This window comes from Streptomyces sp. NPDC029164, assembly GCF_055563995.1.
The window spans coordinates 165,720-182,481 of the sequence record NZ_JBVHWW010000005.1; the positions used below are offsets into that span (position 1 = coordinate 165,720).

General features: G+C 71.1%; 4 protein-coding genes. 2 read left to right on the top strand and 2 right to left on the bottom strand.

Annotation, left to right across the window (positions count from 1 at the left end; all coding sequences use genetic code 11):
• Positions 1–19 precede the first annotated feature (19 nt).
• On the top strand, positions 20–13,384 hold the full coding sequence (locus tag ACZ4VT_RS07265; protein WP_467947416.1) for an SDR family NAD(P)-dependent oxidoreductase: 13,365 nt from the start codon (positions 20–22) through the stop codon (positions 13,382–13,384).
• 19 nt (positions 13,385–13,403) lie between these two features.
• Positions 13,404–14,624: an enoyl-[acyl-carrier-protein] reductase FabV gene (gene fabV / locus ACZ4VT_RS07270; RefSeq protein WP_467947417.1), complete on the top strand. Its 1,221-nt coding sequence runs from the start codon at positions 13,404–13,406 to the stop codon at positions 14,622–14,624.
• Between the two features lie 24 nt (positions 14,625–14,648).
• Here the strand turns inward: fabV and ACZ4VT_RS07275 are convergent, their stop codons facing one another.
• Positions 14,649–15,470, bottom strand: a complete 822-nt coding sequence (locus tag ACZ4VT_RS07275; RefSeq protein WP_467947419.1) for an enoyl-CoA hydratase/isomerase family protein — start codon at positions 15,468–15,470, stop codon at positions 14,649–14,651.
• On the bottom strand, positions 15,467–16,714 hold the full coding sequence (locus tag ACZ4VT_RS07280) for a cytochrome P450 (protein WP_467947420.1): 1,248 nt from the start codon (positions 16,712–16,714) through the stop codon (positions 15,467–15,469). Before ACZ4VT_RS07280 ends, ACZ4VT_RS07275 begins: the two co-directional genes overlap by 4 nt.
• Positions 16,715–16,762 lie beyond the last annotated feature (48 nt).

Here is a 16,762-nt window from a genome sequence, read left to right on the forward strand (position 1 = left end):
AGAGTGAGAATCCGCTGTCATGACGGAGAACTTCGTGAAAACGAGTGGTCAGGATGTCGTCGCGGTAGTCGGTCTGTCGTGCCGCCTTCCGGGCGCGAGCTCCCCCGAGGCGTACTGGGACCTGCTTGCGGCCGGCCGGGAGGCAGTCGGCGAGGTTCCCGCGGACCGCGCCGTGCACGTCGGCGCACGAGTGGGCAGGGCCGGGCTGATCGACGGGGTCGCGGACTTCGACGCGGGCTTCTTCGGGCTGTCGCCACGCGAGGCCGCAGCGATGGATCCGCGGCAGCGGCTGATGCTGGAACTGGCCTGGGAAGCCCTCGAACACGCGGGAATCGACCCGTCGCTGGTGCGCGGCGACCGGGCGGGAGTCTTCCTCGGGGCGATGGGAGACGACTACGCCGGGCTGGTGCACGACCAGGGCGTGGGAGCGATCGACAGCTTCACCCTGTCCGCGCTCCAGCGCGGCATCCTCGCGAATCGCATCTCGTTCTTCCTCGGACTGTCCGGCCCGAGCGTGGTCGTGGACTCGGCGCAGTCGTCGGCTCTGGTCGCCCTGCACCAGGCGTACGAGAGCGTGCGCCGCGGGGAGTCGGCGTGGGCGCTGGCGGGTGGGGTGAACCTGATCCTCTCGCCGGAGTCGACGGCGGCCGCGAGCGAGTTCGGTGCGCTGTCGCCGGACGGCCGGTGCTACACGTTCGACGCACGCGCCAACGGCTACGTACGGGGCGAGGGCGCCGGCTTGGTGGTGCTCATGCGGCCGGCGGACGCCCTCGCGCACGGCCACGAGGTGGTGTGCGTGATCCGCGGCGGCGCGGTGAACAACGACGGCGGTGGCGAGCAGCTGACCACGCCGAGCCGGTCGGGGCAGGAACAGATGCTGCGGACGGCCCTCTCCGCCGCCGGGACGGACCCCACCGAGGTCGGATACGTGGAGCTGCACGGCACCGGCACGCCGGTGGGGGACCGGGTGGAGTCGGCCGCGCTGGCCGCGGTCTTCACCGACCGGGAGCGGCCGCTGGTGGTGGGGTCGGCCAAGACCAACGTAGGGCATCTGGAGGGAGCGGCCGGGGTCGCCGGCTTCATCAAGACGGCGCTGTCCGTGCAGCGGGGGCAGGTGCCGGCGAGTCTGAACTTCGCCGCTCCTCCGGACGACATCCCCCTCACCGAGCTGGGCATCAAGGTCGCTGCCGAGCTGCGCGAGTGGCCGGGCGACGGGCCGCGGGTCGCCGGCGTGTCCTCGTTCGGGATGGGAGGGACGAACTGCCATCTGGTGCTCGCACAGGCTCCGGATCCGTCGCCTGCCGAGGAGGGCCGCCCCGGGAAGGCGGGCGCGATCCCGTGGCTGCTGTCCGGCGCCACCGCGCAGGCATTGCGCGGCCAGGCTGAGCGGCTGTCCGCTCATGTCGCCGCACAGGACGATCCGGATCCCCTCGACACCGGACTCTCGCTGGCGACCACCCGCGCCGCGCTCGCGCACCGCGCCGTCGTGATCGGCGCCGACACGGCCGAGCTGAGCGAGGGTCTGACCGCGCTGGCAGCGAACGAGCCCGCGTCGAACGTCGTGTCCGCAGTGGTCTCCGAGGGCGGCACGGCCTTCATGTTCACCGGGCAGGGCGCGCAACGAACCGGCATGGGCCGGGACCTGTACGCGGAGTTCCCGGTGTTCGCCGAGTCCTTCGACGCGGTGTGCGCGGAACTGGATCCGCTGCTGGGCCGGGGGCTGCGGGAGATCGTGTGGTCCGACGATGCGGACCCGCTCGGCCGGACCCGGTACACGCAGGCGGCGCTGTTCGCGCTGGAGACCGCGTTGTTCAGGCTGGTGCAGTCGTTCGGAGTACGTCCGGACCACCTGATCGGCCATTCGATCGGTGAGGTCACCGCCGCACACGTCGCGGGGGTGCTGTCGCTGCCCGACGCCTGCACGCTCGTCGCGGCGCGCGGACGGCTGATGCAGTCGGCGCCGTCCGGTGGGGCGATGGTGGCCGTCAACGCCGACGAGGCCGACGTGCGGGCGCTGCTGCCCGAATCCGGGGTCGGCATCGCCGCCGTTAACGGGCCCGGGTCGGTGGTCATCTCCGGTGACACCGGCCCGGTGCTCGCGATGGCGGAATCCTTCCGCTCCAAGGGAGTGAAGACCAAGCAGCTGAACGTCAGCCACGCGTTCCACTCCCACCATCTCGACGGGATCCTGGACGAGTTCGCCGACGCCATCCGCGGGCTGACCTTCCACGCCCCCCGGATCCCCGTCATCTCGAACCTCACCGGGCGCCCCGCCACCACGGACGAGCTGAGCGACCCGGACTACTGGGCGCGCCAGATCCGCGGCACCGTCCGCTTCGCCGACGGCATCCGCACCCTGCACGACGCGGGCGTCTCCCGGTACCTCGAGCTCGGCCCCGACCCCGTACTCGCCGGCATGGCCCGGGAAACCCTCGCCGAGCCGGCACGGGCGGCGGTGTCCACGATGCGCGCCGGGCAGGGGGAAGTCCGTACGCTGCTCAGGGCGCTCGGCACCCTGCACGCCACAGGGGCGGAAGTGGACTGGACGCCCCTGCTGAACGGCGGCCGCAGGGTCGCGCTGCCCACCTACGCCTTTCAGCGCCGCCGCCACTGGACCGGCGAAGCGCGCGAGGCCACACCCGTCGCGGAGCCGGCACCCGTCCGTGACCGCGAGGGCCTGCTCGATCTGGTGCGCACGCACCTCGCGGCCGTCCTGGGGTACGACGCGGTCGACATGACGCCGCTGACCTCGTTCAAGGACCTCGGGCTGACGTCCCTCACCGCGGTCGAGCTGTGCGCCCAGCTCTCCGGAGAGCTGGGTCTGGCCCTGTCCGGATCGCTGGTGTTCGACCATCCCACCCCTGACCGGTTCGCGGCGTACCTGCATGCGGAGCTCACCGGCCACGGTGATGCGCGTGACACGGTGACCATCCAGGTGCCCGGCGACAGCATCGCCGACGATCCGATCGCCATCGTCGGGATGGGCTGCCGGTTCCCCGGTGGCGCGTCGTCGCCGGAGAAGCTGTGGGAGCTGGTGCGGTCGGGCCGGGACTCCATCTCCGGGCTGCCGGGCGATCGCGGCTGGGACCTGGACAACCTGTTCGACCCGGACCCGGAGACCTCAGGGCGGACGTACGCTCGGCACGGCGGATTCCTCGACGACATCGCCGGTTTCGACGCCGAGTTCTTCGGGGTATCGCCGCGCGAGGCGCTCGCGATGGATCCGCAGCAGCGGTTGCTGCTGGAGACCGCGTGGGAGACGTTGGAGGACGCCGGGATCGAGCCCGGTTCACTGCGCGGCAGCACGACAGGCGTCTTCATCGGGGCCATGGCGGGCGACTACGGCCCGCGGCTCGACACTCCGCACGGTGGGGTCGACGGATACGTGCTCACCGGCAACAGCGGCAGTGTCACATCCGGCCGGTTGGCGTACTTCCTCGGCCTGGAGGGGCCGGCGGTGACGGTGGACACGGCGTGTTCGTCGTCTCTGGTCGCGTTGCACCAGGCCGCTCAGGCGGTGCGCAGCGGTGACTGCGCTCTCGCGGTGGCCGGTGGCGTGACCGTGATGTCCTCGCCGGGCATGCTGGTGGAATTCTCCCGGCAGCGGGGGCTGTCCGTCGACGGGCGGTGCAAGGCGTTCGCCGAATCGGCCGACGGCACCGGGTGGGGCGAAGGCGCGGGACTGGTGGTGCTGGAGCGCCTGTCCGATGCCCGCGCCCATGGGCATCGGGTGCTGGCGGTGCTGCGGGGTTCGGCGGTGAACCAGGACGGCGCCTCGAACGGGCTGACCGCGCCGAACGGTCCCTCGCAGCAGCGCGTGATCCGCCGGGCGCTCTCCCATGCCGGACTCACCGGTGCGGATGTCGACGTGGTCGAAGCACATGGCACGGGCACCAGGCTCGGCGATCCGATCGAAGCACAGGCACTGCTGGCCACGTACGGGCAGGAGCACACCGAGGAACAGCCGCTGTGGCTGGGTTCGCTCAAATCGAATATCGGCCACACCATGGCAGCGGCCGGCGTTGGCGGTGTCATCAAGATGGTGGAAGCACTGCGTCATGGTGTGCTGCCTCCTACGTTGCATGCTGACGAGCCGACGTCGCAGGTGGACTGGAACGCCGGGGGAGTCCGGCTGCTCACCGAAATGCGGGAGTGGCCTTCGACGGGCCGGCCGCGTCGCGCCGGCGTGTCGTCCTTCGGCATCAGCGGCACCAACGCACATGTGATCTTGGAACAGGCACCCGAGACGGAGCAGACCGAGCCGGTGCTGTCGCCCGCTCCGGAGCGGGCCGCGGACGGTGCGGCGGACGCGCCGGTCGGGTGGGTGCTGTCGGCGCGGACCGAGGAGGCCTTGCGGGCGTACGCGGGGCGGATCGCCGAGGCCGCTGACTCTGGGCTGTCGGTCGTGGACATCGCCACGACGCTCGCTGCGCGCACCGCGTTCGAGCATCGCGGTGTTGTGGTGGGCTCCACCCGCGCGCAACTGCTGGCAGGACTGACGTCCGTGGTAGAGGGCCTTCCCGCGGATACGGTCGTGACCGGACGCGCACGAGATGGCAAGACGGTGTTGGTGTTTCCGGGGCAGGGTTCGCAGTGGGATGCGATGGCCCGGGATCTGTATGCGGCGGCTCCGGTGTTCCGGGCTCGTCTCGATGAATGTGCGCAGGCCCTGTCCGCGTATGTCGAGTGGGACGTGCTGGAGGTCTTGCTGACGGATGAGGGTGCGTCGCTGCTGGCGCGGGTGGATGTGGTGCAGCCGGCGTTGTTCGCGGTGATGGTTTCGCTGGCGGCTTTGTGGCAGTCGTATGGGTTGAAGCCGGATGCGGTGTTGGGGCATTCGCAGGGTGAGATCGCCGCGGCGTGTGTCGCCGGTGCGTTGTCGCTGGAGGACGCGGCGCGTGTGGTGGCGTTGCGCAGTCAGGCGATTCGTGCGCTGGCCGGGCAGGGCGGAATGGTTTCCGTCGCGCTGTCGGTCGAGGAGGTGCGGCCCCGGTTGAAGCGGTGGGACGGTGATATCGGCATCGCGGCGATCAACGGTCCTGCTTCCACGGTGGTTTCGGGCAGTGCGCAGGCCCTCGACCAGCTGCAAGCCGCTTGTGAGGTCGACGGCGTACGCACGTGGCGCATCCCCGTCGACTACGCATCACATTCCTGGCACGTCGACAGGATTCGTGATCAGGTGCTGGACCTGCTGGCGCCGATCCGTCCTCGGCCCAGTGACGTCCACTTCTATTCCACCGTGACGGGGCAGCGGATCGACACCAGGGAATTGGATGCCGACTACTGGTTCCGTAACCTGCGGAGCACCGTCGAGTTCGAGGCCACCACCCGGCTGCTCCTGGCGGACGGCTATGGCACGTTCATCGAGTCCAGCCCGCACCCCGTTCTGGTTCCGGGGGTGCAGGAGACCATCGACAGTACGGACAGCCCCGGCCGCAGCATCGGGACGTTGCGTCGGGACAAGGGTGACCTGACCAGCTTCCTGCGCTCCACCGGCGAGGCGTTCACCGCCGGCGTCACCTCCCACTGCATTCCTGCTCATCAGCGCGAGGGCCGTCATGTCACGCTGCCCACCTATCCCTTCCAGCGCGCGCACTACTGGCTCACCCCCGACACCAGCCGACGGGACATCGGCGCCGTCGGACTGACGTCAGCCGGCCATCCACTCCTCGGTGCTGTCGTCGAGGGCGCGGCCAGCATGGTCTTCACCGGCCGGATCTCCCTGGCAACTCATCCCTGGTTGGCCGACCATGAGGTCGCGGGCACCATCGTGCTCCCCGGTGCCGCGTTCGTCGAGTTGGCGGTGCATGCCGCCGACCGGGTTGGTTGTGGCGGTATCCGGGAGCTGACCGTGCAGACCCCGCTCGTTCTGCCCGAGCACGGTGCCGTGCGGCTCCGGGTGGAGGTCGGCGAGCCCACCACCGCCGACGGCGCACGTCCCGTACGGATCGACGCACGCCCGGACACCGGCGCGGACACGTCCTGGACCTGCCACGCCACAGGCGTCCTGGACGTCGATATGCCTTCCCCCGACTGGGACCTCACCGCCTGGCCCCCCACCGGCGCAGAGCCAGTCGACGTCTCGTACGACACCCTCGCCACCTACGGATACCAGTACGGCGAAACCTTCCAAGGGCTGCAGCGGATGTGGCGGCACAACGACCACGTCTACGCCGAGATCAGCCTCCCCACCGACCCGGACTCCTACAACATCCACCCGGCCCTCCTCGACGCCACACTCCACGCCGCACTCATGGGTCAGGTCCTGCCGAACGACGGCCGGATCCGACTCCCCTACGCCTGGGAAGGCGCGACGCTGCACGCGTCCGGGGCCCGCACGCTGCGGGTGTCGGCGACGGCCGTGGGGGACAACGCCCTGCGGTTGCGCGCGGCGGACGGCGCCGGCATGCCCGTCGCCGAGGTGGCGTCGCTGGCCCTGCTTCCGGCAGACCTCGCCGCACTCGGTGCCCCGACCGTGAACCGGGACTCCCTGCTGCGCCTGGAATGGATCCCCGCGCCGTCGGCAGACGCAGTGGCGCCCACCGGGCTCTCGCTGCTCGGCACCGACCCGTTCGGCCTGCGCTCGGTGACGGGAGCCGACGTCGGCCGGCACGAGTTCACCGAGCTGTCCGCGATCCCCGACGACTCGCCCGACGTGGTCGTGTGCGTCGAAGGCGACGACACGCCGGACATACCGGCAGCCGCCCGCGCGGCGCTGTACGGCGCGCTCGATCTGGTCCAGGCATGGCTGTCCGACGACCGGTTCACCGATGCCCGGCTGGTCGTGGTGACCCGGCGTGCGGTGATGACCGGGCACGGCGAGCCCGGACCGGACCTCTCCGCCGCGCCCCTCTGGGGGCTGCTCCGCTCCGCGCAGAACGAGCATCCTGGTCGGCTGGTCCTCGTCGATGTGGACGACGACGATCGCTCACTGGCGGCGCTGCCCTTCGCGCTGGCCGGTGACGCCACCCAGTTCGCGCTGCGTGAGGGACAGGTCCTGGTGCCGAGACTGGCCAGGGCGACTTCCAAGGACCGACGACGGGAACCGGAGGGTGTGCCGGGACGGTCGGACTTCGAGAGCCAGAGCGGGCCGGAGTCGCCGGCACGGTGGGACACCGACGGCACCGTGTTGATCACCGGCGGTACGGGAACACTCGGCGGCCTGTTCGCCCGGCACCTGGTCACGCACCACGGGGTGCGGAACCTGTTGCTGGTCTCCCGGCGCGGACCGGACACTCCCGGAGCCGCGGACCTGGTCGCCGAGCTGTCCGGACTGGGCGCCGGGGTGACCGTCGCCGCGTGCGACGTCGCCGACCGGGCCGCGCTCTGCGCACTGCTGGCGGAAATCCCGGCGAACCACCCGCTCACCGGCCTGGTTCACGCCGCAGGGACCCTGGACGACGGGCTGATCTCCGGGATGACGCCGGAAAGGCTCGACGCGGTGCTGACGCCGAAGCTGGACGCGGCATGGAACCTGCACGACCTGACCCGAGACCTCGGGCTGTCCGCGTTCGTACTGTTCTCCTCGATCATGGGCACGATCGGCAACGCGGGCCAGGGAAACTACGCCGCCGCGAACGTCTTCCTCGACGCTCTCGCCCAGTACCGCCGCGCCACCGGACTGCCGGCGACCTCGCTCGCGTGGGGTTTCTGGAGCGAGCGCAGCGAACTGACCGGCGACCTGGGCGACGCGGACATCGCTCGCATGGCACGCACCGGACTGAAACCGCTGCCGTCGGACGAAGGCGTCGCGCTGTTCGACGCGGCGCTGGCCGGCGGTGAGGCCACCGCGGCACTGGCCGCACTCGACCTGGACCGGCTGCGCGCGCAGGCCGCGCAGACGAGCCTGCCGGAGGTCCTGCGCGGGCTGGTCCGGGCGCGGCGCGCGGCGACCGCGGTGACGGCGACAGGCTCCACGCTCGCCGACCGGCTGGCCGGCCGCCCGGCCGAGGACGTCGACCGCGAGCTGCTCGACCTGGTGCGCTCCCACACCGCCACCGTGCTCGGCCATGCCGGCACCGGCTCCGTACAGCCGGACGTCGCGTTCAGGGAACTCGGCCTCGACTCGCTGTCCGCGGTGGAGCTTCGCAAGCGGCTCAACGAGGTCACCGGGCTGCGGATGCCGGCCACCGTGGTGTTCGACCACCCGACCCCGACCGCACTGGCCGCGCTGCTGCGCGAGGAACTGCTCGGCGGGAGCACCCGGGCCGTCACTCAGGCGGCTGCGGCGCCCGCCTCGGCAGGGGACGACGAGCCGGTCGCCATCGTCGGCATGGGGTGCCGCTATCCCGGTGGCGTTCATTCGCCGGGGGGATTGTGGGACCTCGTGCGGTCGGGACGGGATGCCGTTGGCGGGCTGCCGCGGGACCGCGGCTGGGACGTGGAGAACCTGTTCGACCCGGACCCGGGGCGCACAGGCAAGAGCTACGTCGACAAGGGCTACTTCCTCGACGACGCGGGGGAGTTCGACGCCGGGTTCTTCGGTATTTCACCCCGCGAGGCACTGGCGATGCATCCGCAGCAGCGGTTGCTGCTGGAGACCGTATGGCAGACCCTGGAGGACGCCGGGATCGAGCCCGGTTCGCTGCGCGGCAGCGACACCGGCGTGTTCATCGGCGCGCTGTTCCAGGAGTACGGGCCGCCGATGCACGAGGGTTCGGCGGAGGCCGACGGGCTGCTGCTCACCGGTACCAGCGGGAGCGTCCTTTCCGGCCGGTTGGCGTACTTCCTCGGCCTGGAGGGGCCGGCGGTGACGGTGGACACGGCGTGTTCGTCGTCTCTGGTCGCGTTGCACCAGGCCGCTCAGGCGGTGCGCAGCGGTGACTGCGCTCTCGCGGTGGCCGGTGGCGTGAGTGTGATGTCCTCGCCCGGAGTGTTGGTCGAGTTCTCCCGGCAGCGGGGGCTGTCCGTCGACGGGCGGTGCAAGGCGTTCGCGGAGTCGGCCGACGGCACCGGGTGGGGTGAGGGCGTGGGCTTGGTGGTGCTGGAGCGCCTGTCCGATGCCCGCGCCCATGGGCATCGGGTGCTGGCGGTGCTGCGGGGTTCGGCGGTGAACCAGGACGGCGCCTCGAACGGGTTGACCGCGCCGAACGGTCCTTCGCAGCAGCGCGTGATCCGCCGGGCGTTGGCTGATGCCGGGCTCACCGGTGCGGATGTCGATGTGGTCGAGGGGCATGGCACGGGCACCAGGCTCGGCGATCCGATCGAAGCACAGGCCTTGCTGGCCACGTACGGGCAGGAGCACTCCGAGGACCGGCCGCTGTGGCTGGGTTCGCTCAAATCGAATATCGGCCACACCATGGCGGCGGCCGGCATCGGTGGTGTGATCAAGATGGTGGAAGCGCTCGGGCGTCGTGCGCTGCCTCCCACGTTGCATGTCGATGAGCCGAGCTCGCATGTGGACTGGAGCGCCGGGGGAGTCCGGCTGCTCACCGAAATGCGGGAGTGGCCTTCGACGGGCCGGCCGCGTCGCGCCGGCGTGTCGTCCTTCGGCATCAGCGGCACCAACGCTCATGTGATTCTGGAGCAGGCACCCGAGACGGAGCAGGTCGGAACGTCTCAGTCGTCCGCTCCGGAGCCGCCCGAAGAGGGTGCGGGAGAGGGGCCGGTCGGGTGGGTGCTGTCGGCGCGCACCGGGGAGGCGTTGCGGGCGTACGCGGGGCGGATCGCCGAGGCCGCTGACTCTGGGCTGTCGGTCGTGGACATCGCCACGACGCTGGCTGCGCGCACCGCGTTCGAGGAGCGGGGTGTTGTGGTGGGCTCCACCCGCGAGCAGCTGCTGGCGGGATTGAAATCCCTCGCGGACGGTGTTCCTGCCGAAGATGTGGTGACGGGGACCGCTGGGACCGGTAAGACGGTGTTGGTGTTTCCGGGGCAGGGTTCGCAGTGGGATGCGATGGCCCGGGATCTGTATGCGGCGGCTCCGGTGTTCCGGGCTCGTCTCGATGAATGTGCGCAGGCCCTGTCCGCGTATGTCGAGTGGGACGTGCTGGAGGTCTTGCTGACGGATGAGGGTGCGTCGCTGCTGGCGCGGGTGGATGTGGTGCAGCCGGCGTTGTTCGCGGTGATGGTTTCGCTGGCGGCTTTGTGGCAGTCGTATGGGTTGAAGCCGGATGCGGTGTTGGGGCATTCGCAGGGTGAGATCGCCGCGGCGTGTGTCGCTGGTGCGTTGTCGCTGGAGGACGCGGCGCGTGTGGTGGCGTTGCGCAGTCAGGCGATTCGTGCGCTGGCCGGGCAGGGCGGAATGGTTTCCGTCGCGCTGTCGGTCGAGGAGGTGCGGCCCCGGTTGAAGCGGTGGGACGGTGATATCGGCATCGCGGCGATCAACGGTCCTGCTTCCACGGTGGTTTCGGGCAGTGCGCAGGCCCTCGACCAGCTGCAAGCCGCTTGTGAGGTCGACGGCGTACGCACGTGGCGCATCCCCGTCGACTACGCATCACATTCCTGGCACGTCGATCAAATCGAGGAAGAAATACGGGAGTTGCTGGCGCCGATCCACCCTCAAGCCGGCACCATCCGCTTCTACTCCACCGTCTCCGCCCAGCACATCGACACGACCGCGCTCGACGCGGACTACTGGTTCCGTAACCTGCGGAGCACCGTCGAGTTCGAAGCCACCACCCGGCTGCTCCTGGCGGACGGCTTTGACACGTTCATCGAGTCCAGCCCGCACCCCGTTCTGGTTCCGGGGGTGCAGGAGACCATCGACAGTACGGACAGCCCCGGCCGCAGCATCGGGACGTTGCGTCGGGACAAGGGTGACCTGACCAGCTTCCTGCGCTCCACCGGTGAGGCGTTCACCGCCGGCGCCACCTCCCACTGCATTCCTGCTCATCAGCGCGAGGGCCGTCATGTCACGCTGCCCACCTATCCCTTCCAGCGCGCGCACTACTGGCTCACCCCCGACACCAGCCGACGGGATGTGAGCACCGCGGGCCTGACCGCCGCTGAACATCCGATGCTCAGCGCCATCACGGACGGCGCCACCACCACGGTCCTCACCGGCCGGATCTCCCTGGCAACCCATCCCTGGTTGGCCGACCATGAGGTCGCGGGCACCATCGTGCTCCCCGGTGCCGCGTTCGTCGAGTTGGCGGTACATGCCGCCGACCGGGTTGGTTGTGGCGGTATCCGGGAGCTGACCGTGCAGACCCCGCTCGTTCTGCCCGAGCACGGTGCCGTGCGGCTCCGGGTGGAGGTCGGCGAGCCCACCACCGCCGACGGCGCACGTCCCGTACGGATCGACGCACGCCCGGACACCGGCGCGGACACGTCCTGGACCTGCCACGCCACAGGCGTCCTGGACGTCGATACGCCTTCCCCCGACTGGGACCTCACCGCCTGGCCCCCCACCGGCGCAGAGCCCGTCGACGTCTCGTACGACACCCTCGCCACCTACGGATACCAGTACGGCGAAACCTTCCAAGGGCTGCAGCGGATGTGGCGGCACAACGACCACGTCTACGCCGAGATCAGCCTCCCCACCGACCCGGACTCCTACAACATCCACCCGGCCCTCCTCGACGCCACACTCCACGCCGCGTGCACCGAGGGCCCTCGGCTGGCGACGTCGTGGCGTGGAGTCGCCGTGCACGCGGTCGGCGCGTCCGCCCTGCGGGTGCGGATCGGCCCCGACCGCACCGGCTCGGTGTCGATGATGCTGGCCGACACCGTGGGCGATCCGGTCGCCGAGCTCGGAGTCGGCACCACCCCCATCGACGCGAGGGCGCTCCAGGCCGCCAGGGTCGCGCAACTCGACGCGCTCTACCGGGAGGTGTGGGTCGACCACGTCGCGAAGGCGCTGCCTCGCAAGGCGAACTGGGCCGTCGTAGGCGCGGATCCGCTCCACGCCGTGGCGGGACTGACGGCCGCGGGCGTTCACGCCCAGGCGTACCAGGGGCTCGACGCCCTGGCCGAAGCCGGCGGGGACGCGCCGGACTACCTCGTGCTCACCGTGCCGGCGGGCGCGGAGGTCGCCGCCACCGCACGGGAGACACTGCGCGGGCTGGACGACCTGCCGGCGACCGAAGGGTTCGCCGCGGTGACCGTGGTGTTCCTGACCACCTCCGCGGTGCCGGCGTTCGACCATGGCGGCACCGACCTCGCCGGCGCCGCGGTGTGGGGGCTGGTCCGGTCCGCGCAGGCGGAGAACCCCGGACGGTTCGTACTCGCCGACGTGGACGCCGACGAAGCCTCGTGGCGTGCGCTGCCGAGGGCCGTCATGTCAGGCGAGCCACAGCTGGCTCTGCGCGAGGGCCAGGCCAGGGTGCCGCGGCTCGCACCGGTCAAGACGGCCGGCGGTACGGGGCAGTTCGCCGGGGACGGGGGCACGACGCTGATCACGGGCGGGACCACGCCGATCGGTGAACGACTGGCGCGGCACCTGGTGGCCGCGCACGGCGTGCGCCACCTGGTGCTCACCGGCGCCGAGGCCCCCGTGCTGACCGCGGAGCTCACCGCGCTGGGCGCCACCGTCACCACCGCGGCCTGCGATCCGGGCGACCGCACGGCGCTGCGCGAGCTGATCGACGGTCTGCCCGCGGAGCATCCGCTGACCAGGGTCGTGCACATACCGCAGGCGCTGCCGAGCGGCGCCGCGGCTTCACCGACACCCGCTCCGACACCTGCTCCGACACCGGATTCGATCGCCGAGGCGGTGCGTGCGACGGTCGGCGCCGCGGAGGTCCTCGACCAGGAGGTCGGGGCCGCGACCCTCGTCCTGTGCTCGTCGTTCGCCGGGACCGTCGGCGGCCATGGAACCGCCGCCTCGGCGGCGTGGGCGGCCGCACTGGACGCGCTCGCCCGACGGCGCCGGGCGGGCGGCGCCCCCGCGGTGTCGCTGGCCTGGGGCCCGTGGGCACTGGGCGACGCACCGTCCCGTACCGGGATCGCAGGAGTGGGCGTGCTGGGGGTGCGGGAGGCCGTCGCGCTGTTCGATGCCGCCTGTCGCGCGAGCGAACCCGTGCTGATTCCGGCCAGGCTGGATCTGCCCGAGCTGGCCCGGCAGGCCAAGACCGGGACGGTGCTGGCGCCGGCGTTCAGGTCGCTGGTCAGGACCACCGGCAAACGCACGGCGGGCGGGGGCGCGGTCTCGGCGACATCGCTGCGGCACCGGCTCGCGTCGATGGCGGACGCCGACCGGGACCACATGCTGTCCGACCTGATCTCCACGCAGATTTCGGCGGTACTGGGGCTCCAGTCGGCGGCGGCCGTGCGGCCGAACTCGATGTTCCGTGAGCTCGGGTTCGACTCGCTGTCCATCCTGACCCTGCGAAACCGGCTGAACTCGGCGACCGGCCTGAGTCTGGACACCTCGTCCGTGTACCACCAGTCGACACCGGACGCCCTGGTACGGCACCTCAAGCAGGCACTGCTCGAGAACTGATGCGGCAGAGGAGACGACCATGCACCCACCCCTTGCGCAGTCCGAACGCGTCGTCAGCCCAACGGGACGCGGCTATCTGCTCCTCGAGTCGCATCCGGCGGGATGCGCCCGCAGCGTCGCGCTCATGCGGGCCGAGGTGCCGACGCCCGTGAAGCCACCGGCGCGGCGGCCGACGGCGCTGGTGATCGGGTCGAGCGCGGGCTACGGCCTGGCGAGCACGATCGCCGGGCTGGTGCGGTACGGCATCGACGGCGTCGGCATCGGGTTCGAGCGGCCGGCCGGGCACCGCAGTGCGACCGCCGGGTGGTACCGCACCATCGCCACCCGTGCGATCGCCCGCGAGCTCGGGTCGGACTTCTCTTTCCGCAACGCCGACGCGTTCGCCGACACCACCAAGACCGAGACGCTGGATCTGCTGGCCGAACGGTTCGGCGGCGTCGACTACCTGATCTACAGCGTGGCCGCGCCCCGGCGCACCGATCCACGGAGCGGCACCACCTACCATTCGGTGCTCAAACCCCTCGGCGCGCCGTACACCACCCGGAACCTGGAGTTCGCCGACGACGGAGCCGCGTACGTGCGCCAGGTCACCGTCGACCCGGCCACCGCGGCCGCGACCGCCGCGACCGTACGTGTCATGGGTGGCGAGGACTGGTCCCGCTGGGTCACCGCGCTGACGGAGCGCGGGCTGCTGCGCGACGGCTTTCGTACGGTCGCCCTCAGCTACATCGGCTCGCCGCTGACCTCGGCGATCTACCGCGAGGGCACGATCGGCGCCGCCAAGGCCGACCTGGAGTCCACCGCCGTCGCCCTGACCGAGCGGCTGGCCGCGGTGGGCGGCGCCGCCTACACCTCGGTGAACGGAGCGGCGGTCAGCCAGGCGTTGACCGCCATCCCGGGCATCCCGCTCTATGTCAGCCTGCTCCGTGGCGTCCTGGGCGACCGCTTTCCGTCCCCCGTCGAGCAGTCGCTCGAGCTGTGGAACCAGCTCACCGCGCACCGGCCCGAGGTGGACGAGGCCGGCCGCGTCCGCCTCGATCGCTGGGAGCTGTCGGAGCCCGTCCAGGCCGCCGTGGCCGAACGCTGGCGGTCGATCACGCCCGAGACCCTCACCGAACTGGCCGACATCCCGTGGTTCCGTACCCAGTTCCGTTCCCTGTACGGCTTCGACGTCCCCGGTGTCGACTACGCTGCCCCGGTCGAGACCGACCTGCCCTGGCCGAACTCGTCGACTCCTTGAACTCACCGCGGAGGGCGTGGGCGATCAGCCCCGTGCGTGCTGGTGGAGGGTGGCTGCCAGGAGATGGGAGTCGAGGAGGGAGACGTCAGCCGTCCGGTCCGCCCGTGCGTAACCGGCCAGCATCCGCTTCGTCAGGACGAGCGCTTCGGGCGAGCGTCGCACGAGAGGCCTGATCCAGGAATCGATCACCTTGTCCAGCTGGTCGAGCGGGGCGGTCCGGTGGAGCAGACCGATGCGGTGGGCCGTGTCGGCGTCGAAGACGTCGCAGGTGAGCATGAGCTCGCGAATCCTGGAGGTGCCGGCCTCGGAGACCAGGCGTCCCATCGCCCCGCCCCACGCCGGCGGCAGCCCTATGCCGACCTCCGGCATGCGAAAGCGGCTGGTGTCGGCACCGGCGCGCAGATCGCAGAAGGAGGCGAGGGCGAGACCCGCTCCGATGACCCGCCCGTGCAGCCGGGCGATGGTGACCGCGTGGGTGTTCTCCAGGGCCTGGCACAGGCGGTGCGCCTTGTCGGCGATGCGCCGCAGGCCCACTCCGGACGGATCGGCGGCCATGGCCTCCTGGTACTCGCCCCGGTCGGCACCCAGGCAGAAGTCCGTACCCCGTGACGACAGCGTCAGGATCCGGACGTCGGGTCTCTCGTGCAGGTCGTCGAGCAGGCTGATGAGGTCGTCGAGGACCGCGGTGTCCAGCGTGTCCTCCTGCCCCCAGGGGTTGAGGCGGACGTGGAGTACGGGGCCGTCCTGCTCGGTACGTATCGCCTTGGGAGCGGTCCGGGCGTGTGCGGGGGCGGGAGTGGGAGTGGGGGCGGGGGCGGGGGTGGGAGTGGGGGTCGATTCGGTCATGCGAGGGCTACGTCCAGATTCAGCAGGCGCCGGAACGCCACACGGGGCGCCATCGACGGGGGGCGTACGAGGGTGAGGCGGGGGAGGCGCCGGATCAGTTGGCGGAGCAGGGTCTGGGCCTCGAGGCGGGCCAGCGGCGCGCCGAGGCAGTAGTGAATGCCGCCGCTGAATGCGAGGTGGGCGGCCGTGCGTCCGGGGTCGAACCGGTCCGGGTCGCTGTGTCGGGCCGGGTCCCGGTGCGCCGCCCCGATCATGAGGTGGACCATCTCGTCGCGGCGGATCTCGATGCCTCCCAGCACGCAGTCCTGCGATGCGACCCTGCTGATCACGTGGGTGGGCGGGTCGTAGCGGAGGGTTTCCTCCACGAACCCGGGCACGAGGTCCGGATTGTCGGCGACCATGTCCCAGCGTTCCGGGCTCTCGACGAGCCGGAGCGTCATCGTCGAGAGGAGGGTCGCGGTGGTTTCCAGCGCGGCCAGCAGGACGAACAACACCAGGAAGTAGACGGCCTCGTCGGCCTTGTCCTGGTCGGGCTCGATCGCGTCCCACGCTTGGATCCACCGGGTGACGGGGTCATCGCCGGGGTGGGAGCGCCGATCGCGCACCAGGGCCATGAAGTAGGTGCGGAGTTCGGCCGTGGCCTCGTCGGACAAGGCCAGTTGGCTGGCCGAGGGCAGCAGCTCCTGGGTGAAGACCTGATCGTGTGTCAATGCGCGGAGCCTGGGCCAGTCGGCCTTCGGCAGGCCCAGCCATTCGCCTATGGTGGCGACCGGCAGCTCCTCGCAGACAAGCTCCGAGAAGTCCGCCTCGCCGGTGCGTATTCGTTCCGTGAAGGCGTCGAGGAGCCGATTCGCGGACCGGCTCACATTGCGGCCGATGCGCTCCACCGTGCCACGGTCGAACGTGCCGGCCGCCCGTCTCACCGTGGTGTGGTCCGGGGCGTTGAGCGCGGCGAGCGTGCTGCTCATCTCCCGTGAGGAGGGCGCGTTCCAGCGTGTCCCGGCCCCCTGGCGCTCCCGCCATTCCCGGTCGGGCTCCAGCCATTGGCGGCTGCGCAGGACCTGGTCGCAGGCGGCGAAGCCCGTCACGGCGAAGCCGCCCCAGGGAGCGGGCACGACCTCGCCCCGCGCGAGGAGTTCGGCGTAGATCGGGAAGGGGTCTGCCTGCCCTCCGGCCGTCCGCAGACGGGAGAAGAGGGAGGCGGACGCCCGGCGGTCATATGAGGGAGTGGTGGCAACGCCCATGACGGAGGCTCCTTTCTGAGAACCGGCCGCCATGCATACCCGCGTGAT